At 62.2% G+C, this 16056-nt stretch carries 16 protein-coding genes; 9 read left to right on the top strand and 7 right to left on the bottom strand.

Going from position 1 to position 16056, the window contains the following annotated elements; genetic code table 11:
- Positions 1–5: 5 nt before the first annotated feature.
- Together LKE06_RS28285 and LKE06_RS28280 are read right to left on the bottom strand one after the other, a co-directional pair.
- Positions 6–842, bottom strand: a complete 837-nt coding sequence (locus LKE06_RS28285) for a hypothetical protein (protein ID WP_228002390.1) — start codon at positions 840–842, stop codon at positions 6–8.
- The gene (locus tag LKE06_RS28280; protein ID WP_228002389.1) at positions 839–1831 is read right to left on the bottom strand and encodes a ParA family protein; all 993 of its coding nucleotides are present in this window, start codon (positions 1829–1831) and stop codon (positions 839–841) included. Before LKE06_RS28280 ends, LKE06_RS28285 begins: the two co-directional genes overlap by 4 nt.
- A 678-nt stretch (positions 1832–2509) precedes the next feature.
- Between LKE06_RS28280 and LKE06_RS28275 the strand changes: the two genes are divergently transcribed.
- Positions 2510–3055, top strand: coding sequence for a hypothetical protein (locus LKE06_RS28275; protein WP_228002388.1), 546 nt, complete (start codon positions 2510–2512; stop codon positions 3053–3055).
- Between the two features lie 697 nt (positions 3056–3752).
- Here LKE06_RS28275 and LKE06_RS33000 read toward each other — a convergent pair.
- The 3 genes from LKE06_RS33000 to LKE06_RS28260 all read right to left on the bottom strand — a co-directional run bounded on the left by LKE06_RS33000 (position 3753) and on the right by LKE06_RS28260 (position 7075).
- Positions 3753–5219 carry a restriction endonuclease gene (locus tag LKE06_RS33000; RefSeq protein ID WP_228002387.1) on the bottom strand — a complete coding sequence of 489 codons (1467 nt, stop codon included), beginning with the start codon at positions 5217–5219 and terminating at the stop codon, positions 3753–3755.
- Between the two features lie 859 nt (positions 5220–6078).
- Entirely contained in the window at positions 6079–6291 is a 213-nt protein-coding gene (locus tag LKE06_RS28265) for a hypothetical protein (protein ID WP_228002386.1), read from the bottom strand.
- 97 nt (positions 6292–6388) lie between these two features.
- The gene (locus LKE06_RS28260; RefSeq protein ID WP_228002385.1) at positions 6389–7075 is read right to left on the bottom strand and encodes a hypothetical protein; all 687 of its coding nucleotides are present in this window, start codon (positions 7073–7075) and stop codon (positions 6389–6391) included.
- A gap of 620 nt (positions 7076–7695) precedes the next feature.
- Between LKE06_RS28260 and LKE06_RS28255 the strand changes: the two genes are divergently transcribed.
- Genes LKE06_RS28255 through LKE06_RS28235 form a run of 5 tightly spaced genes read left to right on the top strand, consistent with a single transcriptional unit; the run spans position 7696 to position 10311 of the window.
- Positions 7696–8004, top strand: a complete 309-nt coding sequence (locus LKE06_RS28255; protein ID WP_228002384.1) for a WXG100 family type VII secretion target — start codon at positions 7696–7698, stop codon at positions 8002–8004.
- On the top strand, positions 8004–8291 hold the full coding sequence (locus LKE06_RS28250) for a WXG100 family type VII secretion target (RefSeq protein WP_228002383.1): 288 nt from the start codon (positions 8004–8006) through the stop codon (positions 8289–8291). Before LKE06_RS28255 ends, LKE06_RS28250 begins: the two co-directional genes overlap by 1 nt.
- Before the next feature lie 14 nt (positions 8292–8305).
- Complete coding sequence (locus LKE06_RS28245) at positions 8306–9538, top strand: WXG100-like domain-containing protein (RefSeq protein WP_228002382.1); 1233 nt, start codon at positions 8306–8308, stop codon at positions 9536–9538.
- Positions 9538–9909 carry a DUF6188 family protein gene (locus LKE06_RS28240; RefSeq protein WP_228002381.1) on the top strand — a complete coding sequence of 124 codons (372 nt, stop codon included), beginning with the start codon at positions 9538–9540 and terminating at the stop codon, positions 9907–9909. The genes LKE06_RS28245 and LKE06_RS28240 overlap by 1 nt, the downstream gene beginning before the upstream one ends.
- Positions 9910–9963: 54 nt before the next feature.
- A complete protein-coding gene (locus tag LKE06_RS28235) occupies positions 9964–10311 on the top strand; it encodes a YbaB/EbfC family nucleoid-associated protein (RefSeq protein ID WP_228002380.1) in 348 nt (115 codons plus the stop codon).
- 617 nt (positions 10312–10928) lie between these two features.
- On the opposite strand, the gene LKE06_RS28230 is transcribed toward LKE06_RS28235, so the two are convergent.
- Positions 10929–12122, bottom strand: a complete 1194-nt coding sequence (locus LKE06_RS28230) for a helix-turn-helix domain-containing protein (RefSeq protein WP_228002379.1) — start codon at positions 12120–12122, stop codon at positions 10929–10931.
- A complete protein-coding gene (locus LKE06_RS28225) occupies positions 12119–12925 on the bottom strand; it encodes a hypothetical protein (RefSeq protein ID WP_228002378.1) in 807 nt (268 codons plus the stop codon). The genes LKE06_RS28230 and LKE06_RS28225 overlap by 4 nt, the downstream gene beginning before the upstream one ends.
- A 288-nt stretch (positions 12926–13213) precedes the next feature.
- On the opposite strand from LKE06_RS28225, the gene LKE06_RS28220 reads away from it, so the two are divergent.
- From LKE06_RS28220 to LKE06_RS28210, 3 genes are all read left to right on the top strand, one after another.
- Positions 13214–13663, top strand: a complete 450-nt coding sequence (locus LKE06_RS28220; protein WP_228002377.1) for a hypothetical protein — start codon at positions 13214–13216, stop codon at positions 13661–13663.
- A 380-nt stretch (positions 13664–14043) separates the two neighbouring features.
- Positions 14044–14256 carry a hypothetical protein gene (locus LKE06_RS28215; protein ID WP_228002376.1) on the top strand — a complete coding sequence of 71 codons (213 nt, stop codon included), beginning with the start codon at positions 14044–14046 and terminating at the stop codon, positions 14254–14256.
- 247 nt (positions 14257–14503) lie between these two features.
- Positions 14504–15979, top strand: coding sequence for a class I SAM-dependent DNA methyltransferase (locus tag LKE06_RS28210; RefSeq protein WP_228002375.1), 1476 nt, complete (start codon positions 14504–14506; stop codon positions 15977–15979).
- Positions 15980–16056: the final 77 nt, after the last annotated feature.

The following is a 16056-nucleotide window of genomic DNA, read 5'->3' as shown; positions in this document are numbered from 1 at the left end:
GGCGCTCACCATTTCCGCAAGCCGGCAAATTTGCGCCGGGCACCGATCGCCTGCTTGAGCACCCGCTTCTCAAGTTCGGGGCGGCTCAGGCGATCCACCCGAGTGAGCTGCAACTCCGCGGCCACGGACAGCAGACTCGCACGATCGAGATGCTGTTCACGCAGATACGCGATCCCCTCGCCCTCGGTCTCGGTCGCGCGCAGCTGCGCAGCGATCCGGGCCGCATCGGCATTCGGACTCGCGGCTCCGGTCGGCGCCGCTGCCAGCACAGGGCCGGACTCGTTGGGGGTGGGCTGCGACGCGGTGCTACCGGTATCGGTATGGCCGACCCCAGTGTTGTCAGCCGCATCATCGGCCCCGGTGTTCGCGGCCCCTGCCTTGCCGTCGGGCGGATCGAGGGCCGGTGCCGGAGTCGGGGGTTCGTCCGCGGCAGCGTCGTTCCGAGCGAAGTCGTGGTGGACCAATATCTCGAGGAGTTCCGCTTTCCTGGGTTTCGTGTAGCCGCGGAGGCCCAGCAGCTTGGCCACCTGGCGAAGCCCCTGCAGCGGCAGGTCCGCCCCATTCAGGTAGAAGCTCCGTTGCTGCCCGGACGGCAATCGTAAAAGATCCTGCACCACTTGAAGGGGAATCGTTGACGGTGCCCCGACGGGGTCGGCCGCCAGAGACTGGGAAATGCCGCGCGATACCTCATAGGAGGAGCCGACCGGTGCCGCATCGTCAGCGGGTACCACCGCCAACTCCACGGTTCCGTCGAGAATTCCCCGCAGTGTGGCCTCGTCTTGTCGTTCCAAGAACTCGTACAGCCGGGTTTGCAGGGCGACGAAACTTTTCAGGTCGTTCACTGGTGAGCACCCGCCGACGATGCGAGCGCACCCAGTACCTCATCGGCCAGCTGGTCGAACTCCTTGACAACCTCGTCCGTGCCGGTGTTGTGCAGCATCGCCGGCACACCGCTCTCGCCGGCATTGCCGAAGTGCTTGGGACTATTGCGAATCGTGCTCTTCAGCACGGGAACTCGCGAACTCTCGCGCACCTCTTCGATATAGCGGTGCTGAGCGAGCGTCACCTGTTGCGAGTAGATCTGCACCATGGTGAAGACGACACCAAGAAAACTGGGATCGATCGGCGTATGTCCAGCGCCACCACCCTTGTGGTTTACGTAGTCGTTGAACTGCTCCACCAGTCCGGCGCAGTTGCCGACCAGATAGTCCAATCCCAACGTGGACAGATAGTCCGCCTTGGCCGGCACGAGAATGAGCTCGCTGGCCACAATCGCGGTCTTGGTGACGAGGCCGAAATTCGGTGCGCAGTCGATGAGCACCAGATCGTAGGCGTTGCTGAAGTGACTGTCCGCCAACGCTTGTCGCAGACAACCGTGCAGGTCCAGGAACCGCCGCTTCGATCCGTCGAGGGTGGTGGTCCCGCCCAGCCGGGCGGCCAGCTCGAGATCGATATCGATCAGGCCGAGGTGCGACGAGATCAGGTCGAGCTGTCCGACGGGGTTCTCCAGCGCTCTGTTGACCCGCTCCGGCGTGACGACAAGGTCAGCCAGGGAGAGCTCCCTCCCGGGCATTTCACCCTGGTACCACTGTCTGATCGTGCGACCGTCCTTGAGCCGATCGTGCCAGTCGTCGACCGAGAAGAACGAGAACGTCAGATTGGTCTGTGGATCGAGATCGATGAGTAACACACGTAGCCCTCGGCCGGCGGCAACCGCACCGAGATTCGCGGTGAGCGTCGTCTTTCCCACACCACCCTTGTAATTCATAACCGCCACGACCCGCATCAGCTTCTCCCAATGGTTTCGGGCGCCGACGTTGTCGGCGAACAACGATCGATGTCACATGCCGGGGCGGGGCTGGGGCAAATGGCGACCCGAACTTCTCGCCCACCCCGCAGCACTCATCCGAACTTCTGCCCTCCCCACGACACGGCCATCCAGGCTTTCATCGATCGTGCCACCAACCACCTATCTCGCAAGCCGAAACAGATTTCTTCGCAGCAACTTTCGAACAGATTACCCCCGGTGGGATCATACCGACGAGGCCGGTCGGTATGAATATCAATACGGCGCAGTCTGTTTGGTTGAACGCCGTATACCGGACCGTCACCGGCTGAAAAGGTGTTCGGAGAGACGCTGGCCCCATGGCTAACCGATCGGCACGGAACTACTCCACCGTGGGTCGCTCGACGGGACGCCTCAGCGACACATATCGCACGAACCTCTCGACGACACGCCGGAAGACCGATTTCGGGGCGCCTCCTCGCGGTTGAAGGGCTCGTCTCGGAACCGGCGTTGCCCCAGCATATTCTGGTGGCGCCCACAGATCTGATCAAGCCGTCCCCACACGCATGCTTCGGCGGTCGCAGCAGCGGTGTATTGGCGGGATTCAACTGGTCGTTGCAATGCGGACTATGTGGATTGGGATTCGAAGCTGTAGCAAGGTGCTCGTTCAGTGCTTTACCAAATTCCTTGGGCAACAAAGTGATCAGGTGGCAGACTTCGCGCATGCAGTCGAACCCCGACGTCATGGTCGTATCCTGGCGAACCATCTTGAACGATGAGTTTCCCGAGGATGCCTACGAGCCGCACAATGACAGCTCCGCTCAGCCGATGCACCAGATCCGTGGATACGTTATGGCTCAGGCCGGCGAGACAGAGGCTGTCATCGGGCAAGCGCTCCGACATTTTGAGCCCTCGGCAAATCTCGATCGGTCGGCAGGCCGACTCTTGCATGACCTCAAAGCGGCTGCGAAAAAGAACGGTTTCATCGAGTACGGCGACGAATTTGAACTGATCACCAAGGCTTTGAAGCGTCGGAACGCGGTCGTCCACGCGGACGTTCAGATCTGTTCCACTTGGGTGCCCTACGCCACAGGAGGTGGCGAATGGCAAGAAGTCATGTATCTACTCGGCAGGGAAGAGTCGGACGAACGACGTCTGTGGGACGACCTCGAACTCCAGCAAGAGGCAACCATTGCGGCGGTTCGCATTCTCCACGCGTTATCGGTTCGAGCACGACCCCGCAACTCAACTGACGACATAGTGAAATAGATCATCAACCGCAGTACATCGCTCCAGGGCAGTCGATCGTTGGCGCACCTGCTCCTCGCCACACTCGGACCATGCGACGAGATCAGTTGTGACTTCTCGCTCAGTAATCCGAGGGCCACCGCGGACGGACGATTGCCTCGGAGTTAGCGCCGATGGCAAGAGATGTCGAAACCCGCTGGTGAACCTCGAATTTCGATACCCTGAAAGTAAGCGATGTCATCGTCGTAATCGGCCGGACTCAGTGCGGCTGATGCTCAGGGGTTTCGGGGGTCAGCTGACAGGCTCCAGTTGCTGGCACGCAGTTCACCCGGAGTGCTTCTGTGGGTGCGGGGGCGGGAATCACGGCACGGATCGAGCTGTAACGGGCGTACGCGACAATGCCTGCGCCCGTTCGGCCGTCCGTGTTCGCTCAACTGAATCCCGCTGATGCGCAACAGTAGGAACACGACGCTGGGGATCGGCCGCGATGGCGCAGAAGTGTTTTGAGGTTTCCCGCACCACTTCGTTTGCAGAGAATCACCGTCCGGGGCCGGCTCACTCGTCCTGCTCGGCCGCCCATAGCCGCGTGACACGAACGATAGCCGTGCACATCCGACATCAGCGAGCAACACGCCCGCACACCCTTCTCAACTGTCCTGAGCAGATTCCGGATCACCTGCGTCCCATCTTCTATGTGCCCCGCCACACTCCGAGGGCATTAGTTCGCGGTCCAGCGGCGCGGCGCGCCTCGGATGTGTCCTATCACCACGTCGATACCCAGATGCTCGGCAATCAGATGCTTCAGTTCGGGTCCCTCGATGAGCTGAATCTTGCCGTGCCTACCCACGAAGTCGTAGCTGGCTTTGCCGAAGTACGCCGTTGTCACCAGCACTCCGCGGCTGGCACGCATATCCTCCATCACGCCGGCGAGGGCCCGAACAGCTTCGATCTCCACCACCTTGGTATAGCGTTTCGCCTGAATAACGCACACACCGCCCATGATCGGGTCGCGGTTGACCGCAACCGCGTCAACGCCGTCATCCCTGGATCCCTGAGTCGCCCACGCTTCCATACCGATAGCCTCGAACAGCTCTCTGATCAGCCGCTCGAACTCGATCGGAGCCAGTTCGGTCAGCACAGTGCGGTGATCCACGCCGGACATCGCGGAGGCGGCATCGATCTTGTATCTCGACAGGTCGGGGTCGAACAGAGGTCGAATCGGTTCGTGGTCCCACGGATGTGGAGACACCAGCGCGTTGAGATGCTTCAGGCAGGACACCGCGTCGAGTTCGGACAGCACCAGACGATCGAACTGTTCCCGAGTGACCGACACACTGATCAGGCACTTGTCTTCCGGCTGCCCCGTCGCGGTGTTCCTGCCCGCGACCACACCGCTTACCGCCACCTCATCGATCGTCGTCAGCGGCAGCAGTGCGAACGCGTCGCGCGTGACCAGAAGAACCAGTTGGGCAATGAGGTCAGCGTAACGCTCCCGTCGCTCCTTCAACGACCTTGCGGTCGAGACGATCTCGTCGCGAGCTCGTACATACCGGAACTCCCGTTCGGCGGGAATGACGGTGACATCCGGCAGCTGGCGTACCACCAGCAGTCTTCGCGGGGCAGTTACATAGGCCACTCGGATATCCGTCGAGATGCCTTCGGGCAAGTCGGCAGAAGTCATGAACAGCTCCGCGACCTGGGCGACCGAATCGGGATCAGCATCGTCAACGCCGCGAGCCAGCACGCCGACTGCCGCGTTGTACTGCTCCATCTGTTCTCGACGAGCGGCTTCGGCGGCCTCGTGACTTGCCATGTCCTGCGCCAGCGCGGCTGTCCGGTGCGCCTCGCGCTGCTCGTATTCGGTGACCGCCCGGGCATAGTCCTGTTTGGCTTCGGCCTCGCGGATCCGCCACCGAGACTTTTGGAGCTTTTCCCACACCGTCGGTGGCGGCGGCGCGAAGTCCTGCCACAACGGCGCCCTCTCCGGCGTCACGAGCCAGCGCTCCGGGCTGTGTGGATCGGGAGTGTAGGTGCGACGGAGGTCGTCGACAGCGAAGGTCCGGGCGGATCCAGTGGACACGCTCAGCAGTCCGGACAGTTCGTCGGCGCGGGCACGCACGTTATCGGTCAGCCACCTCACCTGCACCTTCTGCTCTTCGATCCACCGGGCCTGTTTGTCACGCACTGCCTGCGCTCTTGCCCGCTCAGCCTCTCGGGCGAACCGAGCCTCATCCCTGGCAGCCTGTGTTGCGGCACGCTGCTGTTGCGACTCCGCCCTTCGGTTCGCCCGCTCGGCTTCACGAAGCTGGTGCTGCAACTCGGCAAACACCCCACGACGACGCCCCATCCGTCCTCCACGTTCGCCGGAACCACCTGAGGTGCACCGGCGTTAACGCATCCCCTAGCCACCAGGCACAGCAAGATCGATTGTGGCACAAATCCGGAAGCGCTACCCCGGCACGGGGCCGCCTCTGGGTCAGCCATGGGCGGTGGCAGGCCGCGCAGTCCCAGGCCCCTGCGATTATGCATCCGATCCTGCCCCGGGCCCAACCAGCCCGCATCCCAATGCCGCCAAGTCGACCGGATTGCCAATGTGCTGGCGCAGATAAAGCGAAGTAGCACTAAGCAATTGGTTCACACCTCTCAAACTCTCGTATCGGGGCCGGCAAATCACGCGCTCCGCTCACGTGGCCTCGATCCGCACGTTGGGAGACCGTGCCTACCAACACATCTGGACGATCGACCAACGGGCCCTCCACAGCACTACCGGATATCTGGCCAACCAGACGCTGGTTCGATATTGACGTGTGCCTTCCGAGACATTCAAATGCGTCGGCGGACACAGTTGACGGGTGGCACCGCTTGGCGGTGCCACCCCTCATTTCAGTTCGGTGCTCGACCTAGCCGGAGCGGCGGCGTGCTACCTCGTTCAGTGCGGGGCCGATCTTGTCGCCGATGAGTGTGGTCACTCCGCGGTCGTACGTATGATTTCCGGAGTACGCGGAGGTGTTGCCGCGTTGGTCGACGACCTTGGGTACATCGAGTCAGGCCGAGATGCCTTCGGTGCCAAGGTGTTTGCGCAAGCTGCGTGGCGTGACCCCTTCGGGGAGGCTGAGCGCGGCAGCCAGTCGCCGCCAGCGTCGGCCCATGCTCTTGAGGTTGCGTTGCCCGGCATCGTTCAGGTCGAAGAACATTAAGCCCTCTGGCCATTCCGCATCGTCCGGGCGCGGCGGCAACACCAACCGGACCTTCTTCAATCGACGTAGTGCCTTCCCGCATCAACATCGACTTCGATAGGTGACTTGTTGAGGTCTGGTGGCGCCGTTCGGCCGGTCTCTCAGTGTCGGAGCATGCTCAAGCTCGCCGCAGCTTTCTGGGGCGGGTGTTGGGCCTATTTGTGTTCGGATAGATGAGGTGGGCCGTGATGAATGCGTACTCGGCGTGATGATCGACCCAGAATCGCTCGGGTTCGAAAGGGTCCTGTTGTGCGAGGAAGAACAACCAGCTTCGGGCTTCGGATCCCGAAGCCTCGCGGGCTTCTCGTCGTGCTGCGGTGATTTCGCGACGCAGGGCCGCACGCAGTTTCGTTCCCCAGGTCGACCAGCTGATGGCGACCCGATACGGGCGAGCCACTCGCGCCCGGTTGTGTGGATCTCGGTCTCCGGCGTACAGCGATATCACCGCCGTGTTGGTTGTGAATTCCGGCGGACTGCTCCAGGCCACTTCGGCGTAGAAGATCCGCCGGTGAGGGTAGTCGGTGATGGCGTAGAGATCGAGTCGTTTGAATGCGTACTGGTAGTGCTGAGTGTCAACGTCGGGGAGTTTGATCCGCAGGATTCCGCGGCTGTTCGGATAGCGGATGAACGTGCGGCAGAAGGGCCGGATGGTGGAGGCGGTGGCCTCCCGGAGGCCGCGTTGGTCTTCACTGGTGGTGATCGAGCGTGTTCTACTCTGGCTGGCTTGTCGTTCGGTATCCTCAGTCGCGTGCGGGTCAACTTGTTCGTGGCGTTCAGAGCGGACCAGCTGATAGGGCATGCTCACGCCGCCACTTAGACGTTCTGTGCGCGCGGGTTCTAGTGGACCAGAACTGCGTACCAGGACCGGGTCGCCAGCGATTTGGCAGTCAGATAGATGTGACCGCTGTCTTCCTGCTCGAAAATAGGGTGTGACGTGTTCGGATGTCAGCGCCGCTGGCATGACGGGGCAGCCGCAGCCGACGCATTCGTAGGGGCCGCTCGTGGACTCGATTTGGTAGCTCAATTCGATCGCGTCGACGATGACCCGCCGACCGATATCCCACGCCTGATCCATCCCGCCTCCTTCGCGGCACGCGGCCGCGTTGCCGACCTCGCTTCCATGGTGCCTTGGCAGGTGTGAATCTTGCTGCGCGCAAGCGCGTTCGGACGCGCTCTGTGAGCGGGTGCGCTCACGTTTCACCAGCGGCGTGCCCGCACGGCGGAGAGGCGGCCACCAGCCGATGTCGCGGGCTTCGCCAATGTCAACAGCACGTTCGTGCTGCAGACGCGGTCGCGGTATTTCGAGTACGCGCCGCTGGTGCATCTGCTGTCCAGGCCGGGGCTCGACAAGTTCGGGCTGTCGGCGCTTCGGCCGGTCAGCCGCACTCGAGGCTCGGTCGAGTGCGACGGTGGTAGCTTCGCAGGGTGCACAGCAATCCCGATCAGATGCACGCCACAGCCGACCGCATGTCTTCAAGGGCGGACGAGTTCTGGGAAGACATAGAGACTTTGCGTATGGAAGCCGATGCGCTGATGTCCGCTGACTGGGTGGGTGAGGCTGCCGATACCCATGCCGCGCTCTGGACGGAGTGGGTCGAATCCGCCCGCAAAGTTGCTGTGGCACTGCGTGAGGACGCGATCCTGGTACATCAGGCCGCGGACAAGTACACGGAGACCGACAGCAAAAACGCGAGCGACGTCACCTATGTGCAGTTCGATCTGGGCGATACGTGATGGCCGCGTATATAGCGAACACCGACCAGATTCTGGCACTTGTCGCCAAGGCTCGTCTCATCGGGCAGCAGATCGAGCAACGTATCGCCGATGTCGAGCGTGAAGTTGCTGCGCTGCATATCGAATGGGAAGGCAGCGCGGCGGAAACGCACCGCGCCAAGCATGACACTTGGCAGCGCGAGATGCAGGACATGAAGGCGGCACTGGCCGAGCTCGAAACCGCGGCCCGGACCGCGCGCGATCGATACCTGGCCAATGTCGAGCACAACAAGCGAATGTGGCCCTGATGGCGCCTATTTCGATGGACTCACGCATCTTGTACGACGCCGCCACGCTGTACGAGGGCGCCTATCACAGCGCAGAAAATGTCGTCAAAGCACTCGCGGCAGCGCTCGACAAGGACTGGGGGTGCGCCGGCAGTGACAGTGCAGGGCGAACGTGGGCGGACAGTTATGACCCGGCCGCGTTCAAGGCCGTCGCCGCCGGAACAGATATTGTCAACGCGTTTGGCAAGCTACACGACCTCCTCGCCTTCACCGCCGTAAACCACTCGAACACAGAGAAACTGAACAAAAACCCTCCCGAGATACCCGACCCCGCCCCTGCGATTCTCGCGGCCACAACCGCACCGACCTTCAAGGGTGCATTCGGTGGTGAGTCCGATCCACCGTTCGGCTGGAGCATGATCAGCAGCTGGCTGCAGGGCCATACGTGGCCGAACGGGGACCCCGACAAACTGAGGCGGCTCGGTACCGCGTGGCGAACCGCCGCCAAAGGGTTACGCGACGCCAGCGACGGCACCAGTCAGGCGTGGACGAATCTCGAGGAGAACGCGTCCGAAGAGCTACCGCAGGCAATCGATCAGATGGACGCGGTATGGATGGGCGTCGGGGAGGTCGCAACGCAGTACGAGAAGCTCGGCAGCGCGTGTGAGGACTGGGCACAGCAGATCGAGGACGCGCACCAAGAAATACTCGCCATACTCGCCGGGGCGATCGGCGCGGGTCTCATCGCGGGCGTCGTAGTCGGCTTTTTCACCGCGGGCACAGGGGCTGTAGCGACAACAACCGCTGCCGGCAGTGCCGCCGGCGCCGCCGTTGTCACAGTGCTCGTCGCATTCGATACCGCCGCAGCCGTTGCGGCCGGGGTTACTGTCGCCGCAGGTGCGGCAGCCATCGGCGTAGCCACAGAGTTACAACCGCTCCTCGAAGCCAACCCTACCCAGTTCAATACCAACACGGGTACCGGTGGTGGAGGAAGTAGCAGCTATTCACGCCCGCCTGAAGTTCCGAGCGACTGGGTACCTCGTACCGCCGACAACGGGAAAGGTGTGGTTTGGCAGAAGCCGGGATCGACCGGGAACGCCGACACGATCCGGGTCATGCAGCCGAACTCGCAATATCCGAACGGATATGTCCGGTTCTACAATTCGCACGGCCAACCGGTCGATCTCGCAGGCAAACCAGGCCCCAAGAGCACAACACATATCTCGGTCAACCCAGATGGAACCTTCCCCAAGCCACAAGGATGGTAATGGAACTACCGATCACCGGACAGCGCGTCTCGGTCGCAGCCAGTGAGTACATGGTCGAGGTCACGACCGTCGGCGGATTCGAACTCCAGATCGAAGGAGACATGGAGATCCAATCCAGCCGAGGCGACCGATGGCCCATCGCACTCGCGAACGGCGGCGGTTCGCAGGTCGAACTCGAACCCGTCGTTCGTGGCGCGATCACCTCTGCTGTCGTCGACTCCTCAGGGACCCTGACCATCGACCTGGACTCCGGGAACCGGCTCGTCGTCCCACCGGATGATGAATACGAGGCATGGACACTCGTGGGTCCGAACGGATATCGGGTTGTCTGCATGCCGCACGGCGAGCTGGCAACCTGGACAGCCGACTGATCGGCTGCTCCCACATACTCGGCCGACCAGGCGGCGAATACATCAGGAGTCCCGATGGATTACTTGGACCGATGGAACGAAGAACAACGTCGTGTCGCGCAAGACTGGCGACGCAAAAATCATCAGGTACAGCAAGCGCTCGCACAGATCGCGGTCCGTGCCAGCTCCCGTCACGGCGAGCTGAGCGCGACGGTGGACGCCCACGGCAAAGTCACCGATCTACGCATAACGCCGCAGGCGCTGCGGCTCGGAGAAATCCAGCTCAGGAAAGCACTGTTGCAAGCTATCCAACGCGCGCAATCGGAGGCACAGCACCAGGTCGACGCAATTACACGCCCCTACGCTGAGGAGCCTGCCAGCGCCGCCGCGATGACATTCATCCGCGACATCCTGGGCCCGTGACGCTGGTTCGATATTGACGTGTGCCTTCCGAGACATTCAAACGTCGAACTTGGCGTGTGTCATTCACTCGAATGACGCACGGAGCCATAGGCATATCCCGCGACGGTATGTCGGCGCAAACTAGCGGAGGCACGCGAACGCACGGGGTAGCTGGTATACCCGCGTACTGCGCGAAATGAGCCGTGAGACAGGTACCCCGACCTAGAGATGACCGACTCCCACCGCAAGGGGCTGGATCGACTACCTCGACGAAGCGAACGCAACCGCCAGGCCGCCGCAGCGCTCGGTATCGTCCGGACACCGGAGCAGAACGGTGGTGAAACGATTCGGGTGCTCGGTCCCCGCCGCGTGGTACTGACCTTCGATCCCGACTCCGACGAGCCAGACTGTTGTGCGCCTCAATTATGATGCTGTGTGCCGCAGGCCTGATGGTGGTCGCTCGCAGTGGCGGTCAGCAGTTGGCCACCGCACAGGAAAGATCCGAGACGCCCTCGCCCGGTTGGAGAAGCTCGCGACGGCGAAGAAGTCCGCAGATGCCATCTTCTCCGCTCGCGCGAGGAGCACGTCCATACACGAACACTGCATCCCCCCACTGCATATGGCGATGATATTCCGCGCTAGCCACCGTTCAGCGATACGTCGAACAGTGAGACAACTTTACCCGCGGACCCACTGTCGTTCGGTGGGATCACAATACTTGGCATGGTCGGCAGTGGACTTCTAGCGGTAACCGTTCGGAACAGTTCAGCAGGAACTAGGCATTGCTCGATCAACGCCTTCTCGCCGATACCTTCGCTGTTGAGCAGCTCGACGGCACGCGGAAGCAGCGACGGTTGTTCCATCACCTTGATCGACGCGGGTTCGTCGCGTCGCCAACCCCGCGCCGAAATCGTAGCCATCGCATTGCGATAGGACACATCGCTGAGCACACCGAGCGAACGAGCGCGGTAGAGCAGCGCCTGGATGCTGACACCCCAATGCTCCTTGAGCTGGCGCAGATCTCGCCAGGCGCTGCCACCCATACTCGTCGGCAAGACTTGGCGGATCAGGTCCGCTGGCATCAGCAGTTCGGACGCGAAGCGGTTGGCCTGGTTCTCCACGATCCTGCCGCCGGGTTCCGCGTCAGTGTGCATCAACAGGTGGCCGAGTTCATGGGCCACATCGAACCGCTGCCGGTAGTAGTCGCGCTTGATCGGATTCAAAACCACGACGGGTCGCAGGCGGCTGTCGAAGGAGTACGCGTCAACATCAGCGGCTTGGTCAGGGCTGAATACGACTAGCACACCGTGATTTTCGAGGGTCCGAATGAGGTGCCCGGCGGGGCCGTCTCCGAAATTCCATTGTTGGCGGATCAGCCGTGCTGCACGTTCCGGACCATCGTCGTCATCGTGTTCGACATCGACAGGAAAGCTCGGCAGGTCGGTTTCGGGAAACTCGACGTGCCGTTCGAGACAGCTGGAGATGTCGACTGCTAGTTGCCCGTAGGCAAAGGCTTGATCGCGCGCGAGCTGACTGGTCGACCGCAACGACCGGAAGTGCGGAGTACAGCTGAGCGAAGCGACGTCGTCCGGGCGAATAACAAAAAAGCTCGGGTCGACCCCAAGCCCAAGCGCCAGCTGTGCGACCGCGGCAGCCGATGGACGTTTGGCACCGGACTCCCAGCTGGCAACGGCAGTCGGGCTCTTGTCGACCATGGCCGCCAAGGCCGTCTTGCGCAACCCAGCCAGCTGCCGCGCCAAGGTCAGGCGACCGCCGTCGAAGAAGGTGGCTGCCTCGATCGTTCGGTCGGTGGTCGAGGACCGAGTGGTCACTGTGCACCACTGGCGTCCACGCCAGGCTCGGTGGAAGCCCGGCGCCGCAGGCGCACAGGAGCGTCCGGCTCGGCATCCGGAGCCGTGGGTCCAGGGCCTGCGTCTCCACGCCGCCCACCGCTGGCAGGCGGCAGATTGAGCAGATTTTCAAGCCACAGCCATGTGTCACCACCACCGGAATTGAGCCGCGGACGCCCGAATCCGAGTTCGAGGTCGCCGCTGATCACATCGATGCTATGGCCAATCACGAAGGTGGTCATGTCCAGTTTCTGGCTTTCGATCAGCTGCGATTCCAGGGTGCTCAGCTCTGTGTCGGTGTCGCCAGCGAACAGCGAGCCCTGCTCGGGGTGCGGATCGGGCTGGGAGGCCACTTTCTGTTTGGTGGGGCTCTTCTGGGACCAAGGCAGCTCGCGCAGCTTGCCGAAGACTGCCGCTGCCAGCAGGAATCTCTTGTCCCCGAAGGCCCACCCGGAGCTCAGGTTGAGGTCGTTGCGCTCCACAAGGCCCGGGGCCAGTCGGGGCATCGACTCGATTTCGTTCTTGGGCAGTTGTGCGTACAGCAGGTCGAGCGCGGCGTCGGGATCGCTTCCGCTGACCGAGTAGCGTTTGCATGCGAAGACCCGGTCGAGGCGATCTGTGAACAGTTTGAAGCGAGAGGTACCGATCCACCCGGGGTCGTCGAAGGCGGCGTCGTCGGCCGAGGTCGTCAACAGTCGCGCGGTCGCTGACAGATACGCCCAACGGATGCCGGCGAGCACTCCGGCGCTTCCGAGTTCGGCAATGACATCCTGTTGTTCGCTCACGCGGGAAACACTACCAGAATCAGTAAATCGCGCTTGAAACTGAACCCCTGTGGCGTGTTGTGGGCCTAGATCCCAACTTCATAGGCATCGACAGGGGAGGTGTCCCGGCCAAGATGCGCCGATCTTGCAGTGTGTCACCTCCACATGCCGCGCCGTCGTTGGACAAGCGGACAAGCCAGCGGGGCCCTTGGTCTGTCTGCTCTACCAGGGCGATCGGTCGGTCAAGTCGTACTCGATCGAGCTGGAGGCCGTGCGGCGCGGCGGTCGCCGAACCCTGCCCCCGAACTGATGACCGAGCGCAGCAGCGGTGCGCTCGGGGTCCGCGGAATATATAGCCGCGCAACAGATCCCACCGACCTCGAGGAGCGAGCGGTCACGCGACTGTTGACGCAGGTACCCGATCAGTTCCGCAGCGAGATCGAAGCGTGGGTGGCCGCATTGCGCGGAACTGGACGGCGACCCTCGCGGCCGGTGGCATGGGTGACCGTGCGCACCTACCTGCAATTCGCCCTGCCGGTCCTCACCGGCTGGGCGCCACGGTTCGGAGGTCTGCGCGAGATAGTTTGCAGCGACGTCGAAGAAGCGCTTGCCAACCACGTCGGTAACTCGCCTCATAACGTCCACACCGCTCTGCGGTCACTAGTTCGTGGTCTCAAGCACGAGAAGCGTATCTTCACCGACCCCGCCTGCAGCGTGGTCGGCTACTACGCCCGCAATCTGCCGCGACCAATGCCATGACGAGCCCTGCGCGGTAGGTCAGGGCGATCGCCGATGATGCCTGCCGCCTGCAGAGCAGGCGGCTGTGCACTTCGTCTGGGACAACATGGCCATTCTCCCAACGCGACAACGCCACCCGAAGACTCGCAGTCGTCATCAACCCCACACGGTCGCGGTCGGCTTGTTCCTGCAGAGCGGAGATCAGCCGCGTCTGTGACCAGCCCCGAGCCCGCCGAGCCGACCTCAACACACTTGCGTCGATACCCACCCCGCTCCCCTTTGCCACCCATTCAGCGCCATGGGCCTCCGGGACACAGACAACACCGACTGCGCCACACCGGGATCACATTCAGCTAAGCAGAACACGGCCCACCTAGCCATTGAATCTTGCGACCTCCTGTGTGGGCGAGATCGGTGTTAGCGCGGGCGATCTCGGCCTAGCGAGATCCATATTCGACCCGGATGGCGCGGCGGCCTCGGTGCAGGGCTTCGACGAGGGGAGTCCCGACGACACCGCACAGGAAGAGATCCTCACCCAGCAACAGGCTGGTATTTGGCTCGAAGTCGCACGATGGCAAACCGACCACCGCGACAGCGGCACCACCCGCCTATAGCCGAAAATCGGCTTCAATCACCAACCGACCACCCCGAAACCGCAGGTCATCCCCGTTCCCATGTTCGACACGCCCTGCCGAGGGCACTAATTGGACATCCAAAAGGGTTCCGATACGGTCACAGTAGCGACGTCGTACACGGTCGAAGGATGGACGTGTTTGGCCGTGTGCGTTGCGGCGCAGTACCTCGCGGTTGATACGACATATGGCGATGCACTGTCGGTACCCCACATGGAAGACTATTCGAATGACCGACTCACGCCGCCTCGTAGACAAACTGTGGTCCTACTGCAACGTGCTGCGTGACGACGGCGTGGGCGTGATCGAGTACACCGAACAGCTCACCTACCTGCTGTTCCTCAAGATGGCCCATGAGCGGACCACCCGCCGCCTCAATCCGCAGCAGGTAGTTCCGCCCCAGTATTCGTGGCAGCGTCTGCTCGACGCCGAGGGCATCCAGCTGGAACTCGAGTACACCAAAATCCTGGTCGGCCTGGCCGAGCAACCGGGCACCCTCGGCACCATCTTCCGCAAGTCACAGAACAGGATTCAAGACCCCGCCAAGCTCAAGCGATTGATTGCCGACCTGATCGACCAAGAGAACTGGTCGGCCTCCGGCACCGACCTCAAGGGCGATGCCTACGAACAGCTGCTCTCAAGAGGTGCTTCCGACAAGGGCTCTGGTGCCGGTCAATACTTCACCCCGCGCGATCTAATCGCTGGCATCGTCGATGTCATCAACCCCAAACCCGACGACACCATCGTCGACCCGGCCTGCGGCACCGGTGGCTTCCTCCTCGTCGCCCACGAGCACGCCGCACGTGGTGCCGAGAACCTCACCCCTTCCCAGCGCGACCACCTCCGCGACGACTTCGCATCTGGTTTCGAGCTGGTCGACGGCACTGCTCGCCTCGCCGCGATGAACCTGCTGCTCCACGGCATCGGCACCCCAACCGGCGACTCGTTGATCGAGGTCAGGGACGCCTTGATTGCTGATCCGGGTCGTCGTTGGAGTGTGGTGCTGTCGAATCCGCCGTTCGGGCGCAAATCCTCGCTGACCATGGTCGGAGCCGACGGCCGTGAAGCGAAGGAAGACCGCGAGATCGAACGTCAAGATTTCGTCGTCACCACCAGCAACAAGCAGCTCAATTTCCTGCAGCACATCATGACCATTCTCGACATCAACGGTCGCGCCGCCGTCGTGCTGCCGGACAATGTTCTGTTCGAGGGAGGCGCGGGCGAGACACTGCGCAAGAAGCTGCTTGAGGACTACAACCTGCACACCATGCTGCGCTTGCCGACCGGCATCTTCTACGCCCAAGGCGTCAAAGCCAATGTCTTGTTCTTCGATAAGAAGCCCGCCGCCGAACAGCCGTGGACCCAACGACTGTGGGTCTACGACCTGCGCACCAACCAACACTTCACCCTGAAACAGAACCCGTTGCGCCGCAAGCATCTTGACGAGTTCGTCGAGGCGTACTGGTCGGATCGGGATGCGGTGGTCTCCGACCGTTGGCGCTCGTTCACCTACGACGAGCTCATCGCCCGCGACAAGACCAACCTCGACATCACCTGGCTGCGCGACGAGTCGCTGGAAGACACCGACAACCTCCCCGCACCCGAGATCATCGCGCGCGAAATCGTCGAAGATCTGACGGCGGCGCTAGCCGAGTTCGAAGCGGTAGCAGCCGAACTGGAACGCACGACCGCCGAAGCATCCTGACCGTTTTGTCACTCTCCTCCTTTACGCTGAAGTGACTATGAGCCAAGAGAACTCAGACCAACGGCTAGCTGCTGAGC

Origin of the sequence: Nocardia australiensis (assembly GCF_020733705.1) — a bacterium.
GTDB classification, from domain to species: Bacteria; Actinomycetota; Actinomycetes; order Mycobacteriales; family Mycobacteriaceae; genus Nocardia; species Nocardia australiensis.
This window is presented reverse-complemented; position numbering and strand designations above follow the sequence as displayed.

Bases quoted from the DNA above. Each gene is read 5' to 3' on its own strand.
- LKE06_RS28275 (WP_228002388.1), top strand. From the start codon at position 2,510: ATGCAGTCGAACCCCGACGTCATGGTCGTATCCTGGCGAACCATCTTG.
- LKE06_RS28250 (WP_228002383.1), top strand. From the start codon at position 8,004: ATGGCCGCGTATATAGCGAACACCGACCAGATTCTGGCACTTGTCGCC.
- LKE06_RS28245 (WP_228002382.1), top strand. From the start codon at position 8,306: ATGGACTCACGCATCTTGTACGACGCCGCCACGCTGTACGAGGGCGCC.
- LKE06_RS28240 (WP_228002381.1), top strand. From the start codon at position 9,538: ATGGAACTACCGATCACCGGACAGCGCGTCTCGGTCGCAGCCAGTGAG.
- LKE06_RS28235 (WP_228002380.1), top strand. From the start codon at position 9,964: ATGGATTACTTGGACCGATGGAACGAAGAACAACGTCGTGTCGCGCAA.
- LKE06_RS28220 (WP_228002377.1), top strand. From the start codon at position 13,214: ATGACCGAGCGCAGCAGCGGTGCGCTCGGGGTCCGCGGAATATATAGC.
- LKE06_RS28210 (WP_228002375.1), top strand. From the start codon at position 14,504: ATGACCGACTCACGCCGCCTCGTAGACAAACTGTGGTCCTACTGCAAC.